General features: G+C 40.2%; 14 protein-coding genes. 10 read left to right on the forward strand and 4 right to left on the reverse strand.

What is annotated here, in order from left to right; genetic code table 11:
* Nucleotides 1–16 precede the first annotated feature (16 nt).
* Together menD and GGR21_RS12950 are read right to left on the reverse strand one after the other, a co-directional pair.
* Nucleotides 17–1,690 carry a 2-succinyl-5-enolpyruvyl-6-hydroxy-3-cyclohexene-1-carboxylic-acid synthase gene (gene menD, locus GGR21_RS12945; RefSeq protein WP_183307657.1) on the reverse strand — a complete coding sequence of 558 codons (1,674 nt, stop codon included), beginning with the start codon at nucleotides 1,688–1,690 and terminating at the stop codon, nucleotides 17–19.
* Between the two features lie 83 nt (nucleotides 1,691–1,773).
* Nucleotides 1,774–2,895 carry an isochorismate synthase gene (locus GGR21_RS12950; protein ID WP_183307658.1) on the reverse strand — a complete coding sequence of 374 codons (1,122 nt, stop codon included), beginning with the start codon at nucleotides 2,893–2,895 and terminating at the stop codon, nucleotides 1,774–1,776.
* A 297-nt stretch (nucleotides 2,896–3,192) separates the two neighbouring features.
* Between GGR21_RS12950 and lpdA the strand changes: the two genes are divergently transcribed.
* From lpdA to GGR21_RS12975, 5 genes are all read left to right on the forward strand, one after another.
* The gene (gene lpdA / locus GGR21_RS12955) at nucleotides 3,193–4,542 is read left to right on the forward strand and encodes a dihydrolipoyl dehydrogenase (protein WP_183307659.1); all 1,350 of its coding nucleotides are present in this window, start codon (nucleotides 3,193–3,195) and stop codon (nucleotides 4,540–4,542) included.
* A gap of 79 nt (nucleotides 4,543–4,621) precedes the next feature.
* The gene (locus tag GGR21_RS12960) at nucleotides 4,622–5,398 is read left to right on the forward strand and encodes a lipoate--protein ligase family protein (RefSeq protein WP_183307660.1); all 777 of its coding nucleotides are present in this window, start codon (nucleotides 4,622–4,624) and stop codon (nucleotides 5,396–5,398) included.
* 63 nt (nucleotides 5,399–5,461) lie between these two features.
* Nucleotides 5,462–6,811, forward strand: a complete 1,350-nt coding sequence (locus tag GGR21_RS12965; protein ID WP_183307661.1) for a dihydrolipoamide acetyltransferase family protein — start codon at nucleotides 5,462–5,464, stop codon at nucleotides 6,809–6,811.
* A gap of 86 nt (nucleotides 6,812–6,897) precedes the next feature.
* Nucleotides 6,898–8,928 (forward strand): alpha-ketoacid dehydrogenase subunit alpha/beta, encoded by a 2,031-nt coding sequence (locus GGR21_RS12970; RefSeq protein WP_183307662.1) that lies wholly within the window; start codon nucleotides 6,898–6,900, stop codon nucleotides 8,926–8,928.
* A gap of 21 nt (nucleotides 8,929–8,949) precedes the next feature.
* Nucleotides 8,950–9,456, forward strand: a complete 507-nt coding sequence (locus GGR21_RS12975; RefSeq protein WP_183307663.1) for a flavodoxin — start codon at nucleotides 8,950–8,952, stop codon at nucleotides 9,454–9,456.
* A 167-nt stretch (nucleotides 9,457–9,623) separates the two neighbouring features.
* On the opposite strand, the gene GGR21_RS12980 is transcribed toward GGR21_RS12975, so the two are convergent.
* Entirely contained in the window at nucleotides 9,624–12,212 is a 2,589-nt protein-coding gene (locus GGR21_RS12980; RefSeq protein WP_183307664.1) for a glycoside hydrolase family 95 protein, read from the reverse strand.
* Between the two features lie 335 nt (nucleotides 12,213–12,547).
* Between GGR21_RS12980 and GGR21_RS12985 the strand changes: the two genes are divergently transcribed.
* A complete protein-coding gene (locus GGR21_RS12985; protein ID WP_183307665.1) occupies nucleotides 12,548–13,306 on the forward strand; it encodes an META domain-containing protein in 759 nt (252 codons plus the stop codon).
* A gap of 184 nt (nucleotides 13,307–13,490) precedes the next feature.
* On the opposite strand, the gene GGR21_RS12990 is transcribed toward GGR21_RS12985, so the two are convergent.
* The gene (locus GGR21_RS12990; RefSeq protein WP_183307666.1) at nucleotides 13,491–14,165 is read right to left on the reverse strand and encodes a helix-turn-helix domain-containing protein; all 675 of its coding nucleotides are present in this window, start codon (nucleotides 14,163–14,165) and stop codon (nucleotides 13,491–13,493) included.
* 168 nt (nucleotides 14,166–14,333) lie between these two features.
* Between GGR21_RS12990 and GGR21_RS12995 the strand changes: the two genes are divergently transcribed.
* The 4 genes from GGR21_RS12995 (at nucleotide 14,334) to GGR21_RS13010 (ending at nucleotide 18,591) form a co-directional block, all read left to right on the forward strand.
* Nucleotides 14,334–14,723 (forward strand): YbjN domain-containing protein, encoded by a 390-nt coding sequence (locus GGR21_RS12995; RefSeq protein WP_183307667.1) that lies wholly within the window; start codon nucleotides 14,334–14,336, stop codon nucleotides 14,721–14,723.
* Between the two features lie 5 nt (nucleotides 14,724–14,728).
* Entirely contained in the window at nucleotides 14,729–15,430 is a 702-nt protein-coding gene (locus GGR21_RS13000; protein WP_183307668.1) for a PspA/IM30 family protein, read from the forward strand.
* Between the two features lie 116 nt (nucleotides 15,431–15,546).
* Entirely contained in the window at nucleotides 15,547–16,254 is a 708-nt protein-coding gene (locus tag GGR21_RS13005) for an OB-fold-containig protein (RefSeq protein ID WP_183307669.1), read from the forward strand.
* A 147-nt stretch (nucleotides 16,255–16,401) separates the two neighbouring features.
* Nucleotides 16,402–18,591 carry a flotillin family protein gene (locus tag GGR21_RS13010; protein ID WP_183307670.1) on the forward strand — a complete coding sequence of 730 codons (2,190 nt, stop codon included), beginning with the start codon at nucleotides 16,402–16,404 and terminating at the stop codon, nucleotides 18,589–18,591.
* The last annotated feature ends 37 nt before the right edge of the window (nucleotides 18,592–18,628 follow it).

The following is an 18,628-nucleotide window of genomic DNA, read 5'->3' on the forward strand; positions in this document are numbered from 1 at the left end:
ATTATTTTCAAATATGCTAATATATTAATTTCAATTGATGATAATACTCTTTGAATACCTGCTTACTTATTTCCATATCTGTAGTAACCTCAAGCAGCATAGATTCATTTATAGTCTCGTCCACTAAGATTGTGAGGCTTTCATTTAATTCCTCTTTATCTTTTGCTGAAAGATATTTCATACCCGATGCCTGCACCCATTTCTTTGCATCAGTAGTGTGTGTAGCTGCCACATATTGCTTTAGTGAAGGAGCGTTACCCAGTCCCGGTAATAAATGGAAAATGCCTCCGCCTCCGTTGTTTATAAGCAGGATACGGAGATTCTTTATATGACCGATATTCCATAGTGCATTCAGTCCATAAAAGAAACTTAAATCGCCTGTAATCAGATAGGTAATCCCCTTATAAACAGAAGCGAAACCGACTACCGTAGGCAAAGTGCTTTCTATTCCGTTTGTTCCCCGGTTACAGTATATCTCCCATGAAGCATCCTGATCATATAGTTGCGCATTACGTACGGTAGAACTATTAGCTAAATGTAAAGCTGCTCCCTTCGGCAAGACTTTAAGAAATTCTCCCACTGCATAAATATCCGAAAAAGGAATTTCAGAGGCTGGCTCTCCTACCCTATCAGAAGCTTTTTTCCAAAGATTGTAATATGTTTTATTGACATCTTCTCCTACTGAGTTTGACAGATCATTGATAAACCGCAAATTGTCAGTTTCTATCAAGTCTGTCAATGACTGAAATAGATCGGCCACCTCACCCGATTGCGTCAAGTGCCAGTGATTCTCCGGATTATTTACCCTCAAAAACTGTTTCAATCGTTTCGATACGATATGCCCTCCTAATGTTATTACCAGAGCAGGGACAAAATTTGCTTTCTGCTCTTCCGGCATAGCATATAGCCATGCATCAAAGTTACTGATGAATAAAGGAGATACAGCATTCGCAAGATATTCGGTAAAGACTACACAGTCTCCTCGTTTCACCAGATTTTCTAAAGCTATGACCAGTTCGGGAGACTTTATCTTTTGCCCTACAATAATCATTCTATTAGATAAACCATTCCATTTATCAACAAACGGCAGGATATCTACCGATTTATGTACCGGAGCAAAATTGACATGTCTTACTTCGGGTAACTTTTCAACAGAATAATCGAACAGAGGCTCAGATATCGGAACATTTATCTGCACCGGCCCGGGCGCACCGGCCATACTTGTGATTAATGCTTCATTTATCAGGCGATTACAAAACCATTCATCCTGGCCATCTTTTATTTCCGGCAGACTAACTGCTTTTTTTACCATTGAGCCGAATACTCCCGGCTGGGGAATAGTCTGTCCGTCCATTTGCCCTATCCATTCCTGTGAACGGTCGGCCGACACAACAATGAGTGGTAATTGCTGATAGTATGCTTCAGCCACAGCAGGTGCCAGATTGAGTAATGCCGATCCTGATGTACAACAGACCACAACAGGTTTTTTTTCACTTTGGATAATTCCCAAAGCATGAAACCCCGCATTACGTTCGTCAACAATTACCTGGCAGTTAAATGCTTCTTCCTGAGAGAAGGTCTGTAATAAAGGAGCGTTTCTTGAACCCGGAGAAACAACTATATGCTTAATACCAGACTCCTTTATTAAGGCAACGGTTTGTAGTACATTTTTTTTGACTGAAAAGGACATACTTAAAATATTTGGCCCCCTAAATCCCCCAAGGGGGACTTTTGGAGAGTAAATAATAGTTTATATAGTAATATCATCCATTACTAAGTCCCCCTTGGGGGATTTAGGGGGCTTATTACACTCTGTATCGTCTGCAACTTATTCTCTGTTTCTTCCCATTCCGATTTCAATTCCGAAGACGGAAGCACTCCTCCTCCCGCATATAATCGTAAAATATCACTACCGATCTGGGTACATCTCAGATTAACATACAAACGGCTAAATCCATCTATATTTAAAGGCCCGATAAATCCCGAATAATACCGGCGGTCATATGGCTCATTCTCCAATATGAAGCTAAATGCTTCTTTCTTCGGAAAACCACATACAGCCGGACTGGGATGTAATAGTTCCAACAAATCTCCTATGCTATATTCATCTTTCAAACTAAAAGCAAATTTGGTTTTCAAATGTTCTATCTTCCCCGCCTGTGCCGTAAAAGGGCCGTCCTTCAATATATCGCCTCCTATTTTTTCTATTTGCTGTTGCATATAATCAACAACAATTTGTTGTTCCTTGCGGTTCTTTGTATCCCAATCCTGCGTAGAAACTTTCTTTGTTCCGGCCAGAGCCACGGTTTTATATACATCATCTTTTTCCGAAACCAGAAGCTCTGGGGAAATCCCCATCCATGTCCCTGTTTCAGGGGTATTACACAGAAAGATAAAACTCTCGGAATGAATCTCGCAAGCTTTCCGGAAAGCTACTCCGGCCGAAAAGTCCACTTCCTTTTCTACATCATAAGTCCGTGAAAGGACTATTTTCTGCAATTTATCATTTGTTAAAGCTAAGTGGAATAATTTATATGTGTCTGCATATTTTTCAAAAGAGCCTAGTGAAGATTGGACTCTGATATCTTTATCTGAGAATCCCTTTTCCAGAAAGGTCACATCTTTAAGATATTCAAAAACAGCCTTCTCCCCGGCCTTATAAATATCCGGCTGTATTACTACTACCGGAGTCTCATTTGAAATATGAAAAGGCGCCACGACAAATCCTTTCAGGCCTTTTAGTTCCGGCAAACTGTTTATCCGTTGTGTATCCGGAGAAGTCTGCAATATAAGATTCACCTCCTTTTGTCTGGCCAGTCTGTATATAGCAAAACGTATATTCTTATCAATCAGAGAATCAAAAATTCGATAATCGAAATCCCGATCTTGTTCCATTATCCTAAAAATTTATCAAACAACAAAAGTACAAAATAGAAGATTGATTAAAGAATAGTAGCAACTATTTTGTATCTCGAGTGTTAAATAATTAGATCAGATGTTTTACTTGATTTTGAAATACTGGTCAGACTAAATCATTTTGTAATCCCGATATTACAAATTACATAAAAACAATCTAACTCACATAGTTTATTTCTATAAAACTAAGTATATTATTTATTTGTTTTATTGACATAAACAATTTAAATTTGACGCAATTTAATTTCACAACATTAAAATAATTATATTTTGACCATGAAATTTGACATAGCAATCATCGGAGCCGGGCCTGCCGGCTACAATGCAGCTGAAAAAGCAGCTTCAAACGGATTAAAAACAGTAATCTTCGAAAAAAAATATATCGGGGGTGTATGTCTCAATGAAGGTTGTATACCTACCAAAACACTTTTGTATTCGGCAAAAACACTGGATAATATCAAAAGTGCCAGTAAATATGGAATAGAAGTAGGCAGTGAGCCGACATTCGACCTGGGGAAAATAATCGGACGCAAGGATAAAGTAGTAAAAAAACTCGTTGCGGGAGTCAATTATAAATTGTCTTCAAATGGAATCACTGTTGTAACTGATACAGCTAATATTATAGGAGAAGAAAACGGATATATCAAAATATCGGGCGGTGGAGAAAACTACGAAGTAAAGTATCTGTTGCTTTGCACTGGTTCAGAAACCGTTATTCCTCCCATCAAAGGATTGTCTGATATAGAATACTGGACATCGAAAGAAGCTCTGGAACCAAAAGAATTGCCAAAATCACTGGCTATTATAGGTGGCGGCGTAATCGGGATAGAGTTCGCTTCGTTCTTCAACAGCATGGGCGTGGAAGTGAATGTCATAGAAATGATGCCTGAGATACTCGGAGCAATGGACAAGGAAACATCTGCCATGCTTCGTAAGGAGTACGAAAAAAAGGGAGTCAAATTCCATCTGAATACAAAAGTAGTGGAAGTTACCCCAAAAGGTGTTATTGTAGAAAAGAAAGGTAAGAATGAAACAATAGAGGCAGACAAAGTGCTCGTAAGCGTAGGCCGCAGAGCTATTACAACAGGCTTCGGGCTCGAGAAACTGAATATAGAAATGCACAGAGGTGGTGTAAAAGTTAATGAATACCTGCAAACCAGTCATCCGCAGGTTTATGCGGCCGGAGATATAACTGGTTTCTCTCTGTTGGCGCATACAGCCATTCGTGAAGGAGAAGTGGCGATAAGTCATATAATTGGAGAAGATGACAAAATGAGTTATCGAGCCATCCCGGGTGTGGTTTATACAAATCCCGAAATTGCAGGGGTAGGTAAAACCGAAGAGGAACTAAGTGCTAACGGCGAATCATTCCGCGTCTTGAAATTGCCAATGGCTTATGCAGGACGCTTTGTTGCCGAGAATGAAACAGGAAACGGATTGTGCAAGATCATTGTAGATGATTATGACCATATCATCGGTTGTCATATGCTGGGAAACCCTGTTTCAGAGATAATCGTACTGGCAGGAGTGGCTATTGAAAATGAAGATACTATAGAAGAGTTCCGCAAACATGTATACCCTCACCCTACAGTGAGTGAAATTATACACGAAGTTTTATTTTCATAAATCATCAGCCCCTCCAACCTCCCCGCAGGGGAGGCCAATTCCCCCTACGGGGGTTAGGGGGCTAAATTTTGAAATTATAATGTATTGCATTAACAACACATATACAAATGCTTATTTTAATCTGGCTTCGGAAGAATACTTACTAAAGAATTTTTCTGAGGACATATTTATGTTATGGCAAAACGAACCTTCTATTATCGTAGGCAAGTACCAGAGTGTGTTGGCAGAGATCAATCTTGATTTTGCAGAAAAGAACGGGTTGAAGATAGTCAGGCGTTTTTCGGGTGGTGGCACCGTATTCCACGATTCAGGTAATCTGAATCTTACATTTATAGAGAATAATAAGAATGTGAATTTCGACAGGTTTACCCAGCGGATAATCGATCTTTTATCTAAATTGGGAGTACATGCCGAATCGGATGCACGCAGGGCTATAAACATCAATGGGCTAAAGATATCAGGCAGTGCACAATGTGTACACAAAGACAGGGTTATGTTTCATGCCACCCTGCTCTTCTCGTCTGATCTCAGCAGTCTGATAACATCGCTTGAAGCCGATCCGGCACAAGCAGAGAATACCGATGACGGCAGAATATATGTGAAGTCGGTAAAAAGCCCTGTAACAAATCTGCAAAAGCATCTGGATAAGCCTATAGATATCAGCTTTTTCAAAAAATATATTATGACCTATTTTCTGAGTGAAAACACAGGAAATAAGACATATCAATTCACGAAGAAAGATGTTGTTTCAATCAAGCAACTGGAAGAAGAGAAATATGCAACAAAGGACTGGAATTATAGTGGGAATTACAGCCCCCTAAATTCCCCAAGGGGGACTTTTGCTAGAAAACAATAATTATTAATAAACTCTTAAAGCCTTCCTTCGGGGAGGTTAGAGGGGCCAAACTAAATATAAACCATGGCAAAATTTGAAATAAAAATGCCCAAGTTGGGCGAAAGTATTACAGAAGGAACGATTATTTCGTGGTCGGTAAAAGTAGGCGACAACATTGAAGAAGACGATGTATTGTTCGAAGTGAATACAGCTAAGGTGAGTGCAGAAATACCGTCACCTGTAGCCGGAAAGATATTGGAGATATTATTTAAAGAAGGCGACACTGTGGCAGTAGGTACTGTTGTGGCCGTTGTAGACCTTGATGGAGAAGGTGAAGAAGAAGCTCCGGCGGAAGAGACAAAACAAGAAGCTGCTCCTCTACCTGAATCTAAAGAAGAAGTAAAAGAAGAAAAAACAGAACAACCTGCTACTCCTGCAAAAGTCAGTGATGAAAAAGTAAGCAAAGGCACAGAAGAAAGATGGTATTCTCCTGTTGTATTGCAAAAAGCTAAAGAAGCAGGGATCGGACAAGATGAACTGGATAAGATCGAAGGATCAGGTTATGAAGGACGTGTAAGCAAAAGCGATATTGTCCGCTACATTGAAAATAAGAAGAAAGGCATATCTTCTGCCGCTCCTGCTGCCAAACCGGCTAAAACAGAGAAACCTGCCGCAACTCCGGCTTCGGCTCCTCAACAGGAAAGTGCACCTAAACCTGTACCTGTAGCTGTATCGGAAGGAGATGAAGTGATCGCGATGGATACTGTACGCCGCATCATTGCAGACCGTATGGTAGCATCCAAGAAGATTTCTCCGCATGTAACCAATGTTATCGAAGTAGATGTAACCAAACTTGTACGCTGGCGTGAGGCAAACAAAGAAGCGTTCAAGAAACGTGAAGGTATCAGCCTCACTTATATGCCTGTAATAGCCGAAGCCACAGCCAAAGCACTGAAAGATTTTCCACGAGTGAATTCATCGGTAGACGGATACAACATTATCGAAAAGAAACATATTAATGTTGGTTTTGCGGTGTCACTCGATAATGGGAATCTTATAGTTCCGGTTATCAAAGATGCTGACAAACTAAGTCTTAGCGGACTGGCTTCTTCAATAGACACTATGGCCAAGAAAGCCCGTGCAAACAAGCTGATGCCGGACGAAATTCAGGGAGGCACATTTACCATTACTAATTTCGGCTCATTCAAAAGCATATTCGGCACACCAATTATCAATCAGCCTGAAGTTGCCATATTGGGTGTGGGAATCATAGAAAAGAAACCTGCTGTAGTAGAAACCCCGGAAGGCGATGTTATTGCTATCCGCCACAAGATGTATCTGTCGTTATCTTATGATCATCGAGTGATTGATGGCATGCTTGGAGGAAACTTCCTCTATAAGATAGCTCAGTATCTTGAAAACTGGAATGAATAATATTAACAGATACAAGGTACAAGATACGAGTAGACAAGTTACAAACCTGTATCTCGTGCCTTGTATACTTGTTAACTCAAAAGAATATGAAAAAATACGATATAAAAACAACAGATAAGGAAACCCTGAAAAAGTGGTATCAATTGATGACACTCGGCCGTGCAATAGATGAAAAAGCTCCGGCTTATCTCCTTCAATCGCTTGGATGGTCTTACCATGCGCCTTATGCCGGACACGATGGCATACAGCTCGCTATGGGACAGGTTTTTACCCGGGGTGAAGACTTTATGTTCCCATACTACCGAGATATGCTTACAGCTCTTTCGGCGGGTATTACAGCCGAAGAATTGATTCTGAACGGTATATCAAAAGCTACTGATCCGGCCAGTGGTGGACGTCACATGTCAAACCACTTCGCCAAACCCGAATGGCACATAGAGAATGTATCGTCAGCCACAGGTAATCACGACCTGCATGCAGTGGGAGTTGCCCGGGCCATTAAGTATTATAAGCATACCGGAGTAGCGATTACCTCACACGGAGAATCAGCAACATCCGAGGGCTATGTCTATGAAGCCATAAACGGTGCATCGAAAGAGCAATTGCCTGTAATATTCGTCATTCAGGACAATGGATATGGAATTTCCGTACCGAAAAAAGACCAGACAGCCAACCGGAAAGTAGTTGACAACTTCACCGGATTCAAAGGCTTGAGAATCATGCATTGTAACGGAAAAGATGTGTTCGACTCCATGAATACAATGGCCGAAGCCCGGGAGTATGCAATCAAAAACCAGGCGCCGGTCATGGTACATGCAAACTGTGTACGCATAGGGTCGCACTCCAATTCGGATAAGCATACGCTCTATCGTGACGAAAACGAATTGAAATATGTAAAGGAAGCCGATCCGTTGATGAAGTTCCGCCGTATGTTGTTGCGTTACAAACGTTTTACAGAAGACGAACTAAAAGAGATAGAGGCAGCGACTAAGAAAGAATTAAGTGCGGCAAATAAAAAGGCCTTGGCCGCACCCGATCCTACACCGGAATCGATATTCAAATTCGTTACTCCCGAACCATATCAGCCTCAAAAATATGTGGACGGAACGCACAATGAAGAAGGAGAAAAGATAAATCTGATAACAGCTATCAACGAAACACTAAAAGCTGAATTCCGTCACAATCCCGATACCTTTATTTGGGGACAGGATATGGCAAACAAGGATAAAGGAGGCGTTTTTAATGCGTCGAAAGGTATGCAGCAGGAGTTCGGCGAACAGCGTGTATTCAATGCGCCTATAGCCGAGGACTTTATTGTAGGGACAGCCAACGGCATGAGCCGCTTTGACCCGAAAATCCGTGTGGTTATAGAAGGTGCCGAATTTGCCGATTATTTTTGGCCGGCAATGGAACAGTATGTGGAATGTACCCACGATTACTGGCGCAGTAATGGGCAATTCTCTCCGAATATCACATTGCGTCTCGCATCGGGTGGATATATCGGAGGAGGTATTTATCACTCTCAGAACCTCGAAGGAGTTCTGGCCGGATTACCAGGTGCACGTATCGTTTACCCTTCTTTTGCCGACGATGCAGCAGGATTGTTGCGGACGAGTATCCGATCCAAAGGCTTTACCATGTTTATGGAACCAAAAGCTTTATACAATTCGGTTGACGCTGCCACAGTGATTCCTGATGATTTTGAAGTTCCGTTTGGAAAAGCCCGCATCCGTCGTCAGGGGAAAGACCTGAGTATAATTACTTATGGCAATACTACCTTGTTTAGCCTGGCTGTTGCTGAACGTCTGGCTAAAGATGGCTGGGATGTAGAAGTGATGGATTTACGTTCCCTTGTTCCTCTCGATAAAGAAGCGATCTTCGAGTCGGTGAAAAAGACAAATAAAGTGCTGGTTGTGCATGAAGACAAAGTATTTTCAGGATTTGGCGCAGAAGTAGCAGCAATGATCGGATCTGAAATGTTCCAGCATCTCGATGCCCCTGTTCAACGTGTAGGATCAACATTTACACCTGTCGGATTCAATCCAATACTAGAAAAAGCAGTTCTCCCGGGAGAAGACCGTATTTACGAAGCCGCAAAAAAATTATTGGAATTCTAAACAATCAAAATATATTATACAATGAAAAAAATAGGATTATTTTACGGCACAAGTACAGCAAAGACAGCAACAATAGCTAAAAAAGTAAAAGCTGCCTTTGGTGATGCCAAGATAGACATTATCCCCGTGGAAGATGCCTGGAAGAAAGATTTTGAGGAATTCGATAACATTATTGTAGGTGTATCTACTTGGTTCGACGGCGAATTGCCAAACTACTGGGATGAAGTGAAGCCCGAACTGGAAGCACTGGACATGAAGGGCAAGAAAGTTGCTATATTCGGCCTTGGTGATCAGAAAAAGTATCCGGAAAATTTTATCGATGGTGTTGGCCTTCTCGCAAAAGTTTTTGAATCGGGGGGTGCCAAAATCGTAGGACTTACCTCCACCGATGGATATAAATTCGAAAAATCGTATGCCTTGCGTGACGGTAAATTTCTCGGGCTTGCCATTGACTTCGAGAATCAGCAAGGAAAAACGGATGAACGTGTAAAAAAATGGGTAGAACAATTGAAAAAAGAATTCGATTGATCATCGACAATCCACCCTTTGATATTTAAGGAGATGAATTTTCAAGTCTCTTTCTAACTAAAAACAGTCCGGGTTAGTGCTATAAACACTAACCCGGACTGTTTTTATACTGTCAAAGCTACCATACCAAAATATGGCTGATTGATATTACATCTCCATTATAACTATTACCGACAAATCAACTCATAGTTCTTGCCTTTATCAGTAGGGAAATCATATACATTAGTATCTTTTAATTCAAGGTTTTGCAACTGTGCAACATTCTCCCCTTTTATCAAATCCGGTGACTTTGCGGTAAAATAAAATACATTCGGGTTTTCTCCCTTTGCAGGATCTATCTTTGCCGTACCCGAAGTTATTGTCCCGGCATATCGCACCCTGCAATTCCCTCCTAATCCGGACTTTATTACAGCTTTTGTCAATTTACCGGCTTTCCACTCCATATCCACCACAAAACCGCCTCTGGCTCTTAAGCCTTTTACAGAACCATCAGGCCAGTTGTCAGGCAATGCCGGCAAAAGGAAGATCTCACCTCCCTGGCTTTGCAGAAGCATCTCTGTAATACCGGATGTACCACCAAAATTACCGTCGATCTGGAATGGCGGATGAGCATCGAAAAGATTGGAATAAGTGCCGCCACCCTTCGTTTTTTGAGCTGCGTCTACATGTCTCAATCCATTTTTTAACATCAAATAAGCATGGTTACCATCTTCAAGACGCGCCCAAAAGTTTATTTTCCAAGCCATAGCCCACCCGGTGCCACCATCTCCTCTAAGTAACAGGGTTTGTTTTGCTGCCGCTGCTAATTCAGTAGACTGGCGGGGAGAATATTCTTTTCCCGGATGCAATCCGAACAAATGAGATACATGCCTGTGTTGTGGCTCTACTTCTTCAAAATCCCTGAACCATTCTTGTAACTGACCCTTCGAGCCAAGGTGAGGAGGATAAAGTTTGCTTCTGCTTTCTTCAAGCTGCCTGCGAAATTCGTTATCTATATTTAAAATCTTTGATGCCTGTATGCAATTTGTGAATAAATCGCGGATAATAGCCATGTCCATAGTTGATGCCTTAGCTATGCCTCCAATACTTTTGTTACCATCTTTATCTGTATACCTGAATTTATTCTCAGGCGAAGTTGACGGGTTAGTTACCAAATATTCAGTCTCGTTATCAGTTTGCAACCATTCAAGCAAAAACTCAGAAGCACCTTTCATTATAGGATAGGCCTTTTCTCTTAGGAAAATTTCATCACCACCAAATGCATAATGTTCCCATAAATGCTGGCAGAACCATGCCCCGGCCATTGGCCAGCATGTTACATGAGCAATATCCATTTTATCTTTATCATATCCTCCGGTCGCATATGTCATGCCCCATATATCGCTGTTATGATGTGCCGTCCATCCTTTGTCAATACCATAGCTCACCTGCGCAGTCTTCTTTCCGTTTATATATAATGATTGTATGAAATCGAGCAGGGGTTGATGGCATGCCTGCAAACCCGTTAGTTCAGCAGGCCAGTAATTCATTTCGGTATTGATATTTGTTGTATAATTGCATCCCCAAGGCGGTTGTACATGGCGGTTCCATAATCCCTGCAGGTTCGTAGCAATTCCCCCAGCCCGCGATGAAGCTATCATCAGATAGCGTCCATACTGGTAATATAAAGCAACCATACCGTTATCCGAATCATCGTTGGCAAAAGCAGCCAGCCTCTCGTTCGTCGGCAGAGAATTTTTTTCCGGTTTGTCCTCACCCAGATTCAATTCTACTTTATCAAACAATGCCTGATAATCCTTTATATGATTATTAAGTAATTCCTCATACGACTTTTCTTCTGCTTTTTCAATATGAGAAACAGCTTCATCTGCCGGATTTTTTCCTTCCTCTCCCGGAGACTTATCAAATCCGTTGAAGCTTGTTGCTGCGGAAAGGATTAAAGTAACGGCATCTGCATTTTCTATATTCAATATACTGTCTTTTGCAAATGACTTTCCCCCTTCGAGAAGAACTTTCACATGCACTTCAAAATTTGTTCCTTCACCTTTTTCATCTTCCGCGTAAATTACCTGTTCCGGCTCATAATCCCTATGAGCGACATATTTGGGGGCTTTACCGGTTAAAATTAAATAATTATCATTTTTTATATCTGTCTTATATCGTAAACGGCTGTTAAGCGAAAGATTGAAATTCAATGATTCCTTTTTGTCTGCTTCTAAACGTACCACCATTACCTGATCCGGATATGATATAAAGCTTGTCCGTTTATACGCCACACCACCCGATTTGAATGTTGTGGCTGACAATGCATCCGATATATCCAGATCCCTGTAAAAATCTGTAACCTCTCCTATTGATGTCATTACAATATGTAAATCTGCCATTGGCAAGTATCTGGCTGAATATGGCCCTTGTGCATTATTTTTCCATAATCCGGCAGCCTTTTTATAGTCGCCATCATTAACTGCCTGACGGATGGCAGGCAACATTTCTGCTGCTTTCGGATTATTTCCATCGACCGGATGCCCTGACCACAGTGTATTTTCATTGAGCTGGATCAGTTCATTCTGGGGACTCCCAAAAATCATAGCACCGATACGTCCATTGCCTAAAGGCAACGCCTCTTCCCAGACTACAGCAGGATGATTATACCAAAGTTTTAGTTTTTTAGATTTCTCCGGATTATCACATCCGGCAGAAACGAATATTGCACAGATGGAGATCAAGACCAGGAAAATAATTCTTTTGTTTTTCATGTAATAGTCTTAGCGTATATTTGATATTAGAAATAAATACTTTTACAAAAATAACCCTAACTGGTGAAATGTATTCACTATTTTTCACTTTAAATTTATCTATTTCGCTTTATTTGCTCTTCTTCCACCCATAATTTATGCAACCGGCAATATTGGAGACTATTAAAGAAACCAGCTATAGTATATACCCACTAAGTGATTGAAAATTATCAGCCAGACAGGCTATTTGTTTTTTACAAAAGAAACGCCCATGCAACTAAACTGCTCAAACTTGCATCTACTACTTCAGCACAACTTTTTAAACTCAATTATGTTATATTAAATAAAAAGAACTTATGAAAATTATCAAATTATTATTTATTGCAGCTTTAGCAATATTTGCGCTTCAAAGTTGCAATTCGGCAAAAACCCTGACAAAGGAACAACTGGCCAACAAGTGGGTATTGAAATCTATAAACGGACAGGATGTAAAAGAAGCATTTCCTAATAAAATCCCTCATATAACTTTCAATTTAACAAATGGGCAAATGAACGGAAATGGAGGCTGTAACGGATTTGGAGGAACATTCTCTATAAACAAAGATGAATTTACAGGCTCCAAAATAGTTTCTACCATGATGTTCTGCGGCGATCAGGAATCTACCTTATTCAAATTACTCGATGGAAAATCGAAATTGGCCTTGAATGGCGATGAACTGACATTTTCACAAAACGGAAAGACTACATTGGTATTTACCCGCGCACAACCTCTTGGTGCAGCAGATCTTGCAGGAGAGTGGAAACTTCAATCTATCAATGGAAAAAGCGAAGCTGAAAGCGAAACAAAGAAAATGCCAACACTGGAATTTAATTTTGCAGAAAAAAGACTTGCCGGATTAGCCGGCTGTAACAGATATAACGGAGCATTTACATTGGAAAACAATGTACTTACAGTAACTCCTCTTGCAACTACACGTATGGCATGTCCTAATATGGAAATGGAAAATGAATTCGTAAAAACATTCACAGGTAAAATCGATCTGGAAAAAGAGACAGATAATCTGCTTGTAATGAAAAAGGACGGAAGAATCATTATTATATTCGAGAAACAATAAATAATAGTATAAAAAGAGGGGCTGTCCCAAAAGTAAGATTACACTATCAAAGTGTTACTTTCTTTTGTCATTCTGAGTGTAACGAAGAATCTCAACTCTCAAAAGAAGATCCTTCACTCCGTTCAGGATGACAGAAAAAAATCAAAAATTACTTTTGGGACAGCCCCTTTATAATTAAATATTATTACACTATCTGGCTATATGAAGCCCTCACGACCCAATACCGGGCTTTCGAATCCATATCGAACGGATATTCTACCCATTCATTCAGCGAAAGCATAATTTTATTGTTTTTTTCCTTATACACTCCTATTTTCATTCCTTCATCATCCACCATCATCCCTAGTTTATCGGCAATACGGTGCACATTTTCCTTCACCACATTCTCTAATACCAGGATATCTCCATTATGATAATTAAAGCCGTTCGGTAATGTATCCTGATTATCAACTTCAAAAGCTAACAAACGTAATTTCGAATTGCTGGGCACTATTATATAAGGCAACTGTATAAGAAAATCTTCATCCAGATACTTATCTATATAATCGGACAGATACAAAGCCGGTATATAAGGCACTTTCTGCAATTGTTGGGCAATCTTTAGTTTCTCGGTTTCAAGTACCAATCCCGCATTATAATGTAAAAGTTCATTCACAGAAAGGTCTTTTTCAATAAAATCGGCCAGCGGTATGCCAAAATATTTAGCAATCCGGATTATCATTTCTATTTTAGGTTCAGCCCTAAACTCCTCATATGATGATATATTACCTCTTGTCAATTGGAACAGATCAGCAAATGCCTGCTGGCTTATCCCCTTAACGTTTCGTATTTTTTTTATATTTTTTCCTATTTGTGACATTTTTTGCTAAAAATATTTGCACATTAAAAATTTATTAGTAATTTAGCTAAAAATATTTGCAAACATAAGAAAATAAATGAAGAATTAAAAATGAAAAGTGAAAAATTAAGATTTAAATAAAATAATTTTCAAATTTGCTAATTATCAAATCTTCAAATTATATAGCCTATGTATTTCAAAAAAATTGAATCGTACATTTCAAAGCTTGGTTATTCCGTTTCGTACCAGAGCAAAGAAAACGGGATATTTCTCATAGAAAGCGAAGCCGATGGAATAAAGAACCTGATCATAGGTGTGGCGCCTCCCATCCTGATCATCGAACAATTTATCTTCGAACTGAAAAGCGACGACAAGGATATATACAAAGCCCTGTTGAAAAAGAACAGGGACATTATACACGGAGCTTTCGTACTCGATGAAGAGGGAAAAAGAGTCATATTCAGATATACATTACAGATTGAGAATCTGGATATGAACGAGTTCGAGGGAGCTCTCAACTCTTTAGGATTATTATTAAGCGAATATTACGAACAGATTATTGAATTTTCTAAAAAATAAAAGCCATGAACATTTTCAAAAGACTTTTAAGAATCGGACAAGCAGAAATACATTCTGCAGTTGACAAAATGGAAGATCCTATACGTATGACCGAACAGGGAATCAGAGAAATGAGAGAAGACCTTGAAAAAGCTCTTGAATCGTTAGCTCAGATCAAAGCTCTGGCCATCCGTACAAAGAACGATAAAACAAAGAAGCAGGTAAGTGCACAGGATTACGAGAATAAGGCTATCCTTCTTCTGACCAAAGCTCAAAAAGGAGAACTAGACCTTGAACAAGCTGAAAAATTAGCCAAAGAAGCTCTTGCTTTGAAAGAAACACTGACCAAAGAAGCTGAAACCCTTGAAGAACAACAAACAGTTCACGAAAACTCAGCTGATGAAATACAGAAAAACGTAGAAATCCTCAAGTTCAATATCACTAAATGGGAAAATGAACTGAAAACGCTGAAATCGAGAATCAGAGTAAGCAAGGCTACTAAAGAAGTCAACAAGCAGCTGGCTCAGATCGACAGTAACAGCACCATTAGCATGCTGGAACGCATGAAAGAAAAAGTGGAAGAAGAGGAAGCTCTTGCCCAGGCATATGGCGACATTGCCAAAAAGAAAACAACCGTGGATGAAGAAATAGATAAAGCCATTGGTAATGATGCCGGAAAAGTAAATGAAGACCTTGACGAAATCAAGCGGAAACTGGGAATGCTGTAAGATAATTAGCATATTTGAAAATCAGCAGATTAGCAAATTAATCTTCAAATTTCCGAATTTTCAAATTTGCTAATTGATATTTATACCGAAATTAATTACTTTTGACCTGTTATACTATGACCGAATTCTTACACAACTTGATGCACCCCCTGCCAAACGCAGTAATGACCGTAATAATGGGCGTACTAGCTGTCTTTTGGCTGTTTACATTCCTTAGCGGAGCCGGATTTGATGCACTCGACATTGATCTCGATTTCGATGCAGACGTGGATGTGGATGCCGATGTGGATATTGACGGAGATGTGGATGCCGACGGAGATTCTGATTCAGATGTCTCTTCCGAAAAAGAACCGGGATTTTTCATGAAATTCCTCAACTTCATGAATATCGGAAAAGTACCCTTTATGCTGATATTGTCCACTCTTAAATTCTTCATGTGGGTCATTACACTCTTTACAACTTCTGTTGTCAACGTTACGGGATGGGGTTTATGGTCACTGTTAATACTAATACCAGTGGGAATAGTAGGGCTGTTCTTCACAAAACTAACAACAAACCCTATGGTCAAATTCTTTAAAGAAATCGGATATAAAGGAGAAGAAGAAATCGATTTTCTTGGACGTTCGGGAAAAATGTTATCCAACATAAAAGACAAAAAGATAGGTTCTGCCGAAGTTGTAGTCGACAAGAACCCGATCAAACTCAATGTGATGAGCATCGATGGTTCGGAACTCAAGTATGGAGACTATATACTGATAGCCGACGAATCGGACGATAAGAAAATATATTATGTCAGTAAGGAAATAAGCATAAGAAACTTATAACCGGGTGATTACTTATTAATCTTTAAATAACTTACTGATGATTTTTATAATAATTGCAGTCATTATCGGATTGCTTATGCGATTCTTTTGACTTATGTTGACAAAAAAACAATATTAAATATTATTTAAAACTATAACTTAAACACTATGGAACAATATGTTATTATCGGAGCAGGTGCTATTATTTTTGCCCTACTGGTATTCTTGGGTATGCTTGCCTCATTCTACAAAAAAATCCCACAGGGAAAAGCCATTGTACGAACCGGAGTAGGTGGAACAAAGGTTGCGTTTAACAAAGGGATGTATGTAATTCCGGTATTCCACAAAATGGAAATCATGGATATTTCCCTGAAAAAAGTACAGATAGAACGTATGGAAAATGATGGTTTGATCTGTAAAGATAATATCCGTGCCGACATTAAGGTCGCTTTCTTCGTCCGGGTAAACAAATCGGTAAATGATGTAATTAATGTAGCTCAATCTATCGGGACATCCCGTGCCAGCGATATTTCCACACTGAAAGATATCTTCGAAGCGAAGTTCTCGGAAGCACTGAAAACGGTAGGTAAGAAATTCGACTTTATCGAACTATATGAGGCACGCCGCGAATTCCGTGATGAAATTATTGATGTAATAGGTACCGACCTCAACGGCTATGTACTGGATGACTGCGCTATCGACTATCTGGAACAGACAGAATTAAGATTCCTTAGTGCTGAAAATATCCTCGACTCGGAAGGTATTAAAAAAATTACTGATCTGACTGCTGCGCAAAATATCAAAGCCAACCTGATCCGCCGCGAAGAAGAGAAGATAATCAAAAAGCAAAATGTAGAAGCACGTGAAGCCATCCTCGAACTGGAAAGACAACTTGCAGAAAAGGAAGAAAAGCAAAAACGTGAGATTGACAACGTAAAAGCACGTGAAGGAGCTGAAATACAAAAAGTGCGTGAAGAAGAACGTCTGAAAGCCGAAACCGTACGGATCAGTACCGAAGAAAGTCTTGCGATTCAGGAAGAAAACAAACTTCGCCAAATCATTATAGCAGAGAAAAACAAACAACGAACCGATGCTGTAGAGGCTGAACGTGTGGAAAAAGACCGCGCATTGGAGCAAACAGAAAGAGAACGCATTGTAACTCTTGCACAGATAGATAAAGAGCGTGTTTTGGAAATTGAGAAAAAGAATATCCAGGATGTTATCCGCGAACGTGTACAACTCGAAAAAGGTGTTGTGGAAGAAAAACAAAACATGCAGGACATCGAAGCATTCCGCACCATCGACCGTCAGAAACAGGTGGGAATCACTCAGGCCGAACTCGAAGCTCAACAGAAACTAATCGATACAGTAAAATCTGCCGAAGCAAGAAAGCTTGCAGCCGAAGAGAAAGCCAAAGAATTACTGATCGATGCGGAGGCACAGAAAGAAGCATCGAACAAGCAGGCTGAAGCACGTAAAACCCTTGCCGACGCAAAAGCCCGTGAAGATGCTACTTACGGTCTGGCAGAAGCAGAAGTTATCAAAGCAAAAGCTGAAGCGCTCGAACAACAAGGTACTGCCGAAGCTGCCGTGATAGAGAAAAAAGCGAAAGCTGAAGCTGTAGGTATCGAAGTCAAAGCAGAAGCCAAGAAAAAAGAAGGACTGGTTGAGGCCGAGGTTACAAAAGAAAAAGCATTGGCATCGGCTACAGGTGAAGCAAGCATCATAGAAAAGACTTCGATTGCAGAAGCGACAGGCATTGAAGCCAAAGCCGAAGCAAAACGTAAAGAAGGACTGATGGAAGCCGAAGTTATCAAGGAAAAAGCGCTGGCAGAAGCTGCAGGAATCGAAGAGAAAGCAACAGCGATGAAGAAACTGGATGGAGCAGGAAAAGAACACGAAGAGTTCAAACTGGCTCTCCAGAAAGACAAAGATGTGGAACTGGCTCAGATCAATATCCAGAAAGATATCGCAGAAGCTCAGGCACAGGTATTGTCCGATGCACTTAAAAATGCAGATATCGACATCGTGGGAGGAGAAACCATGTTCTTTGAAAATATCGTTAAACAGATATCAAATGCCAAAGGCTTTGACCGCTTAGTCAACGAAAGCGAAAATGCTACCCAGTTGAAGAAAGCCCTGATCGGTGACGGCAAATCGGAAGGCGACCTGTTGGAACGCATCCGTTATTATGCTAACCAGTTCGGTATCTCTACTGAAGATATAAAGAACCTCAGCATTGCCGGATTGATACTTAAAATGCAAAGTCAGGCTACAGATGCCGACGATAAGGGTTTCTTAAGCAATCTGATGAGTATGGCTAAATCGATGGGAATATCCAATAAGAAATTAAGCTAAGTTATTTATTTGACTGCAGAGTGCATGGAATATTTTA

This window comes from Dysgonomonas hofstadii, assembly GCF_014196915.1.
Lineage (GTDB): Bacteria > Bacteroidota > Bacteroidia > Bacteroidales > Dysgonomonadaceae > Dysgonomonas > Dysgonomonas hofstadii.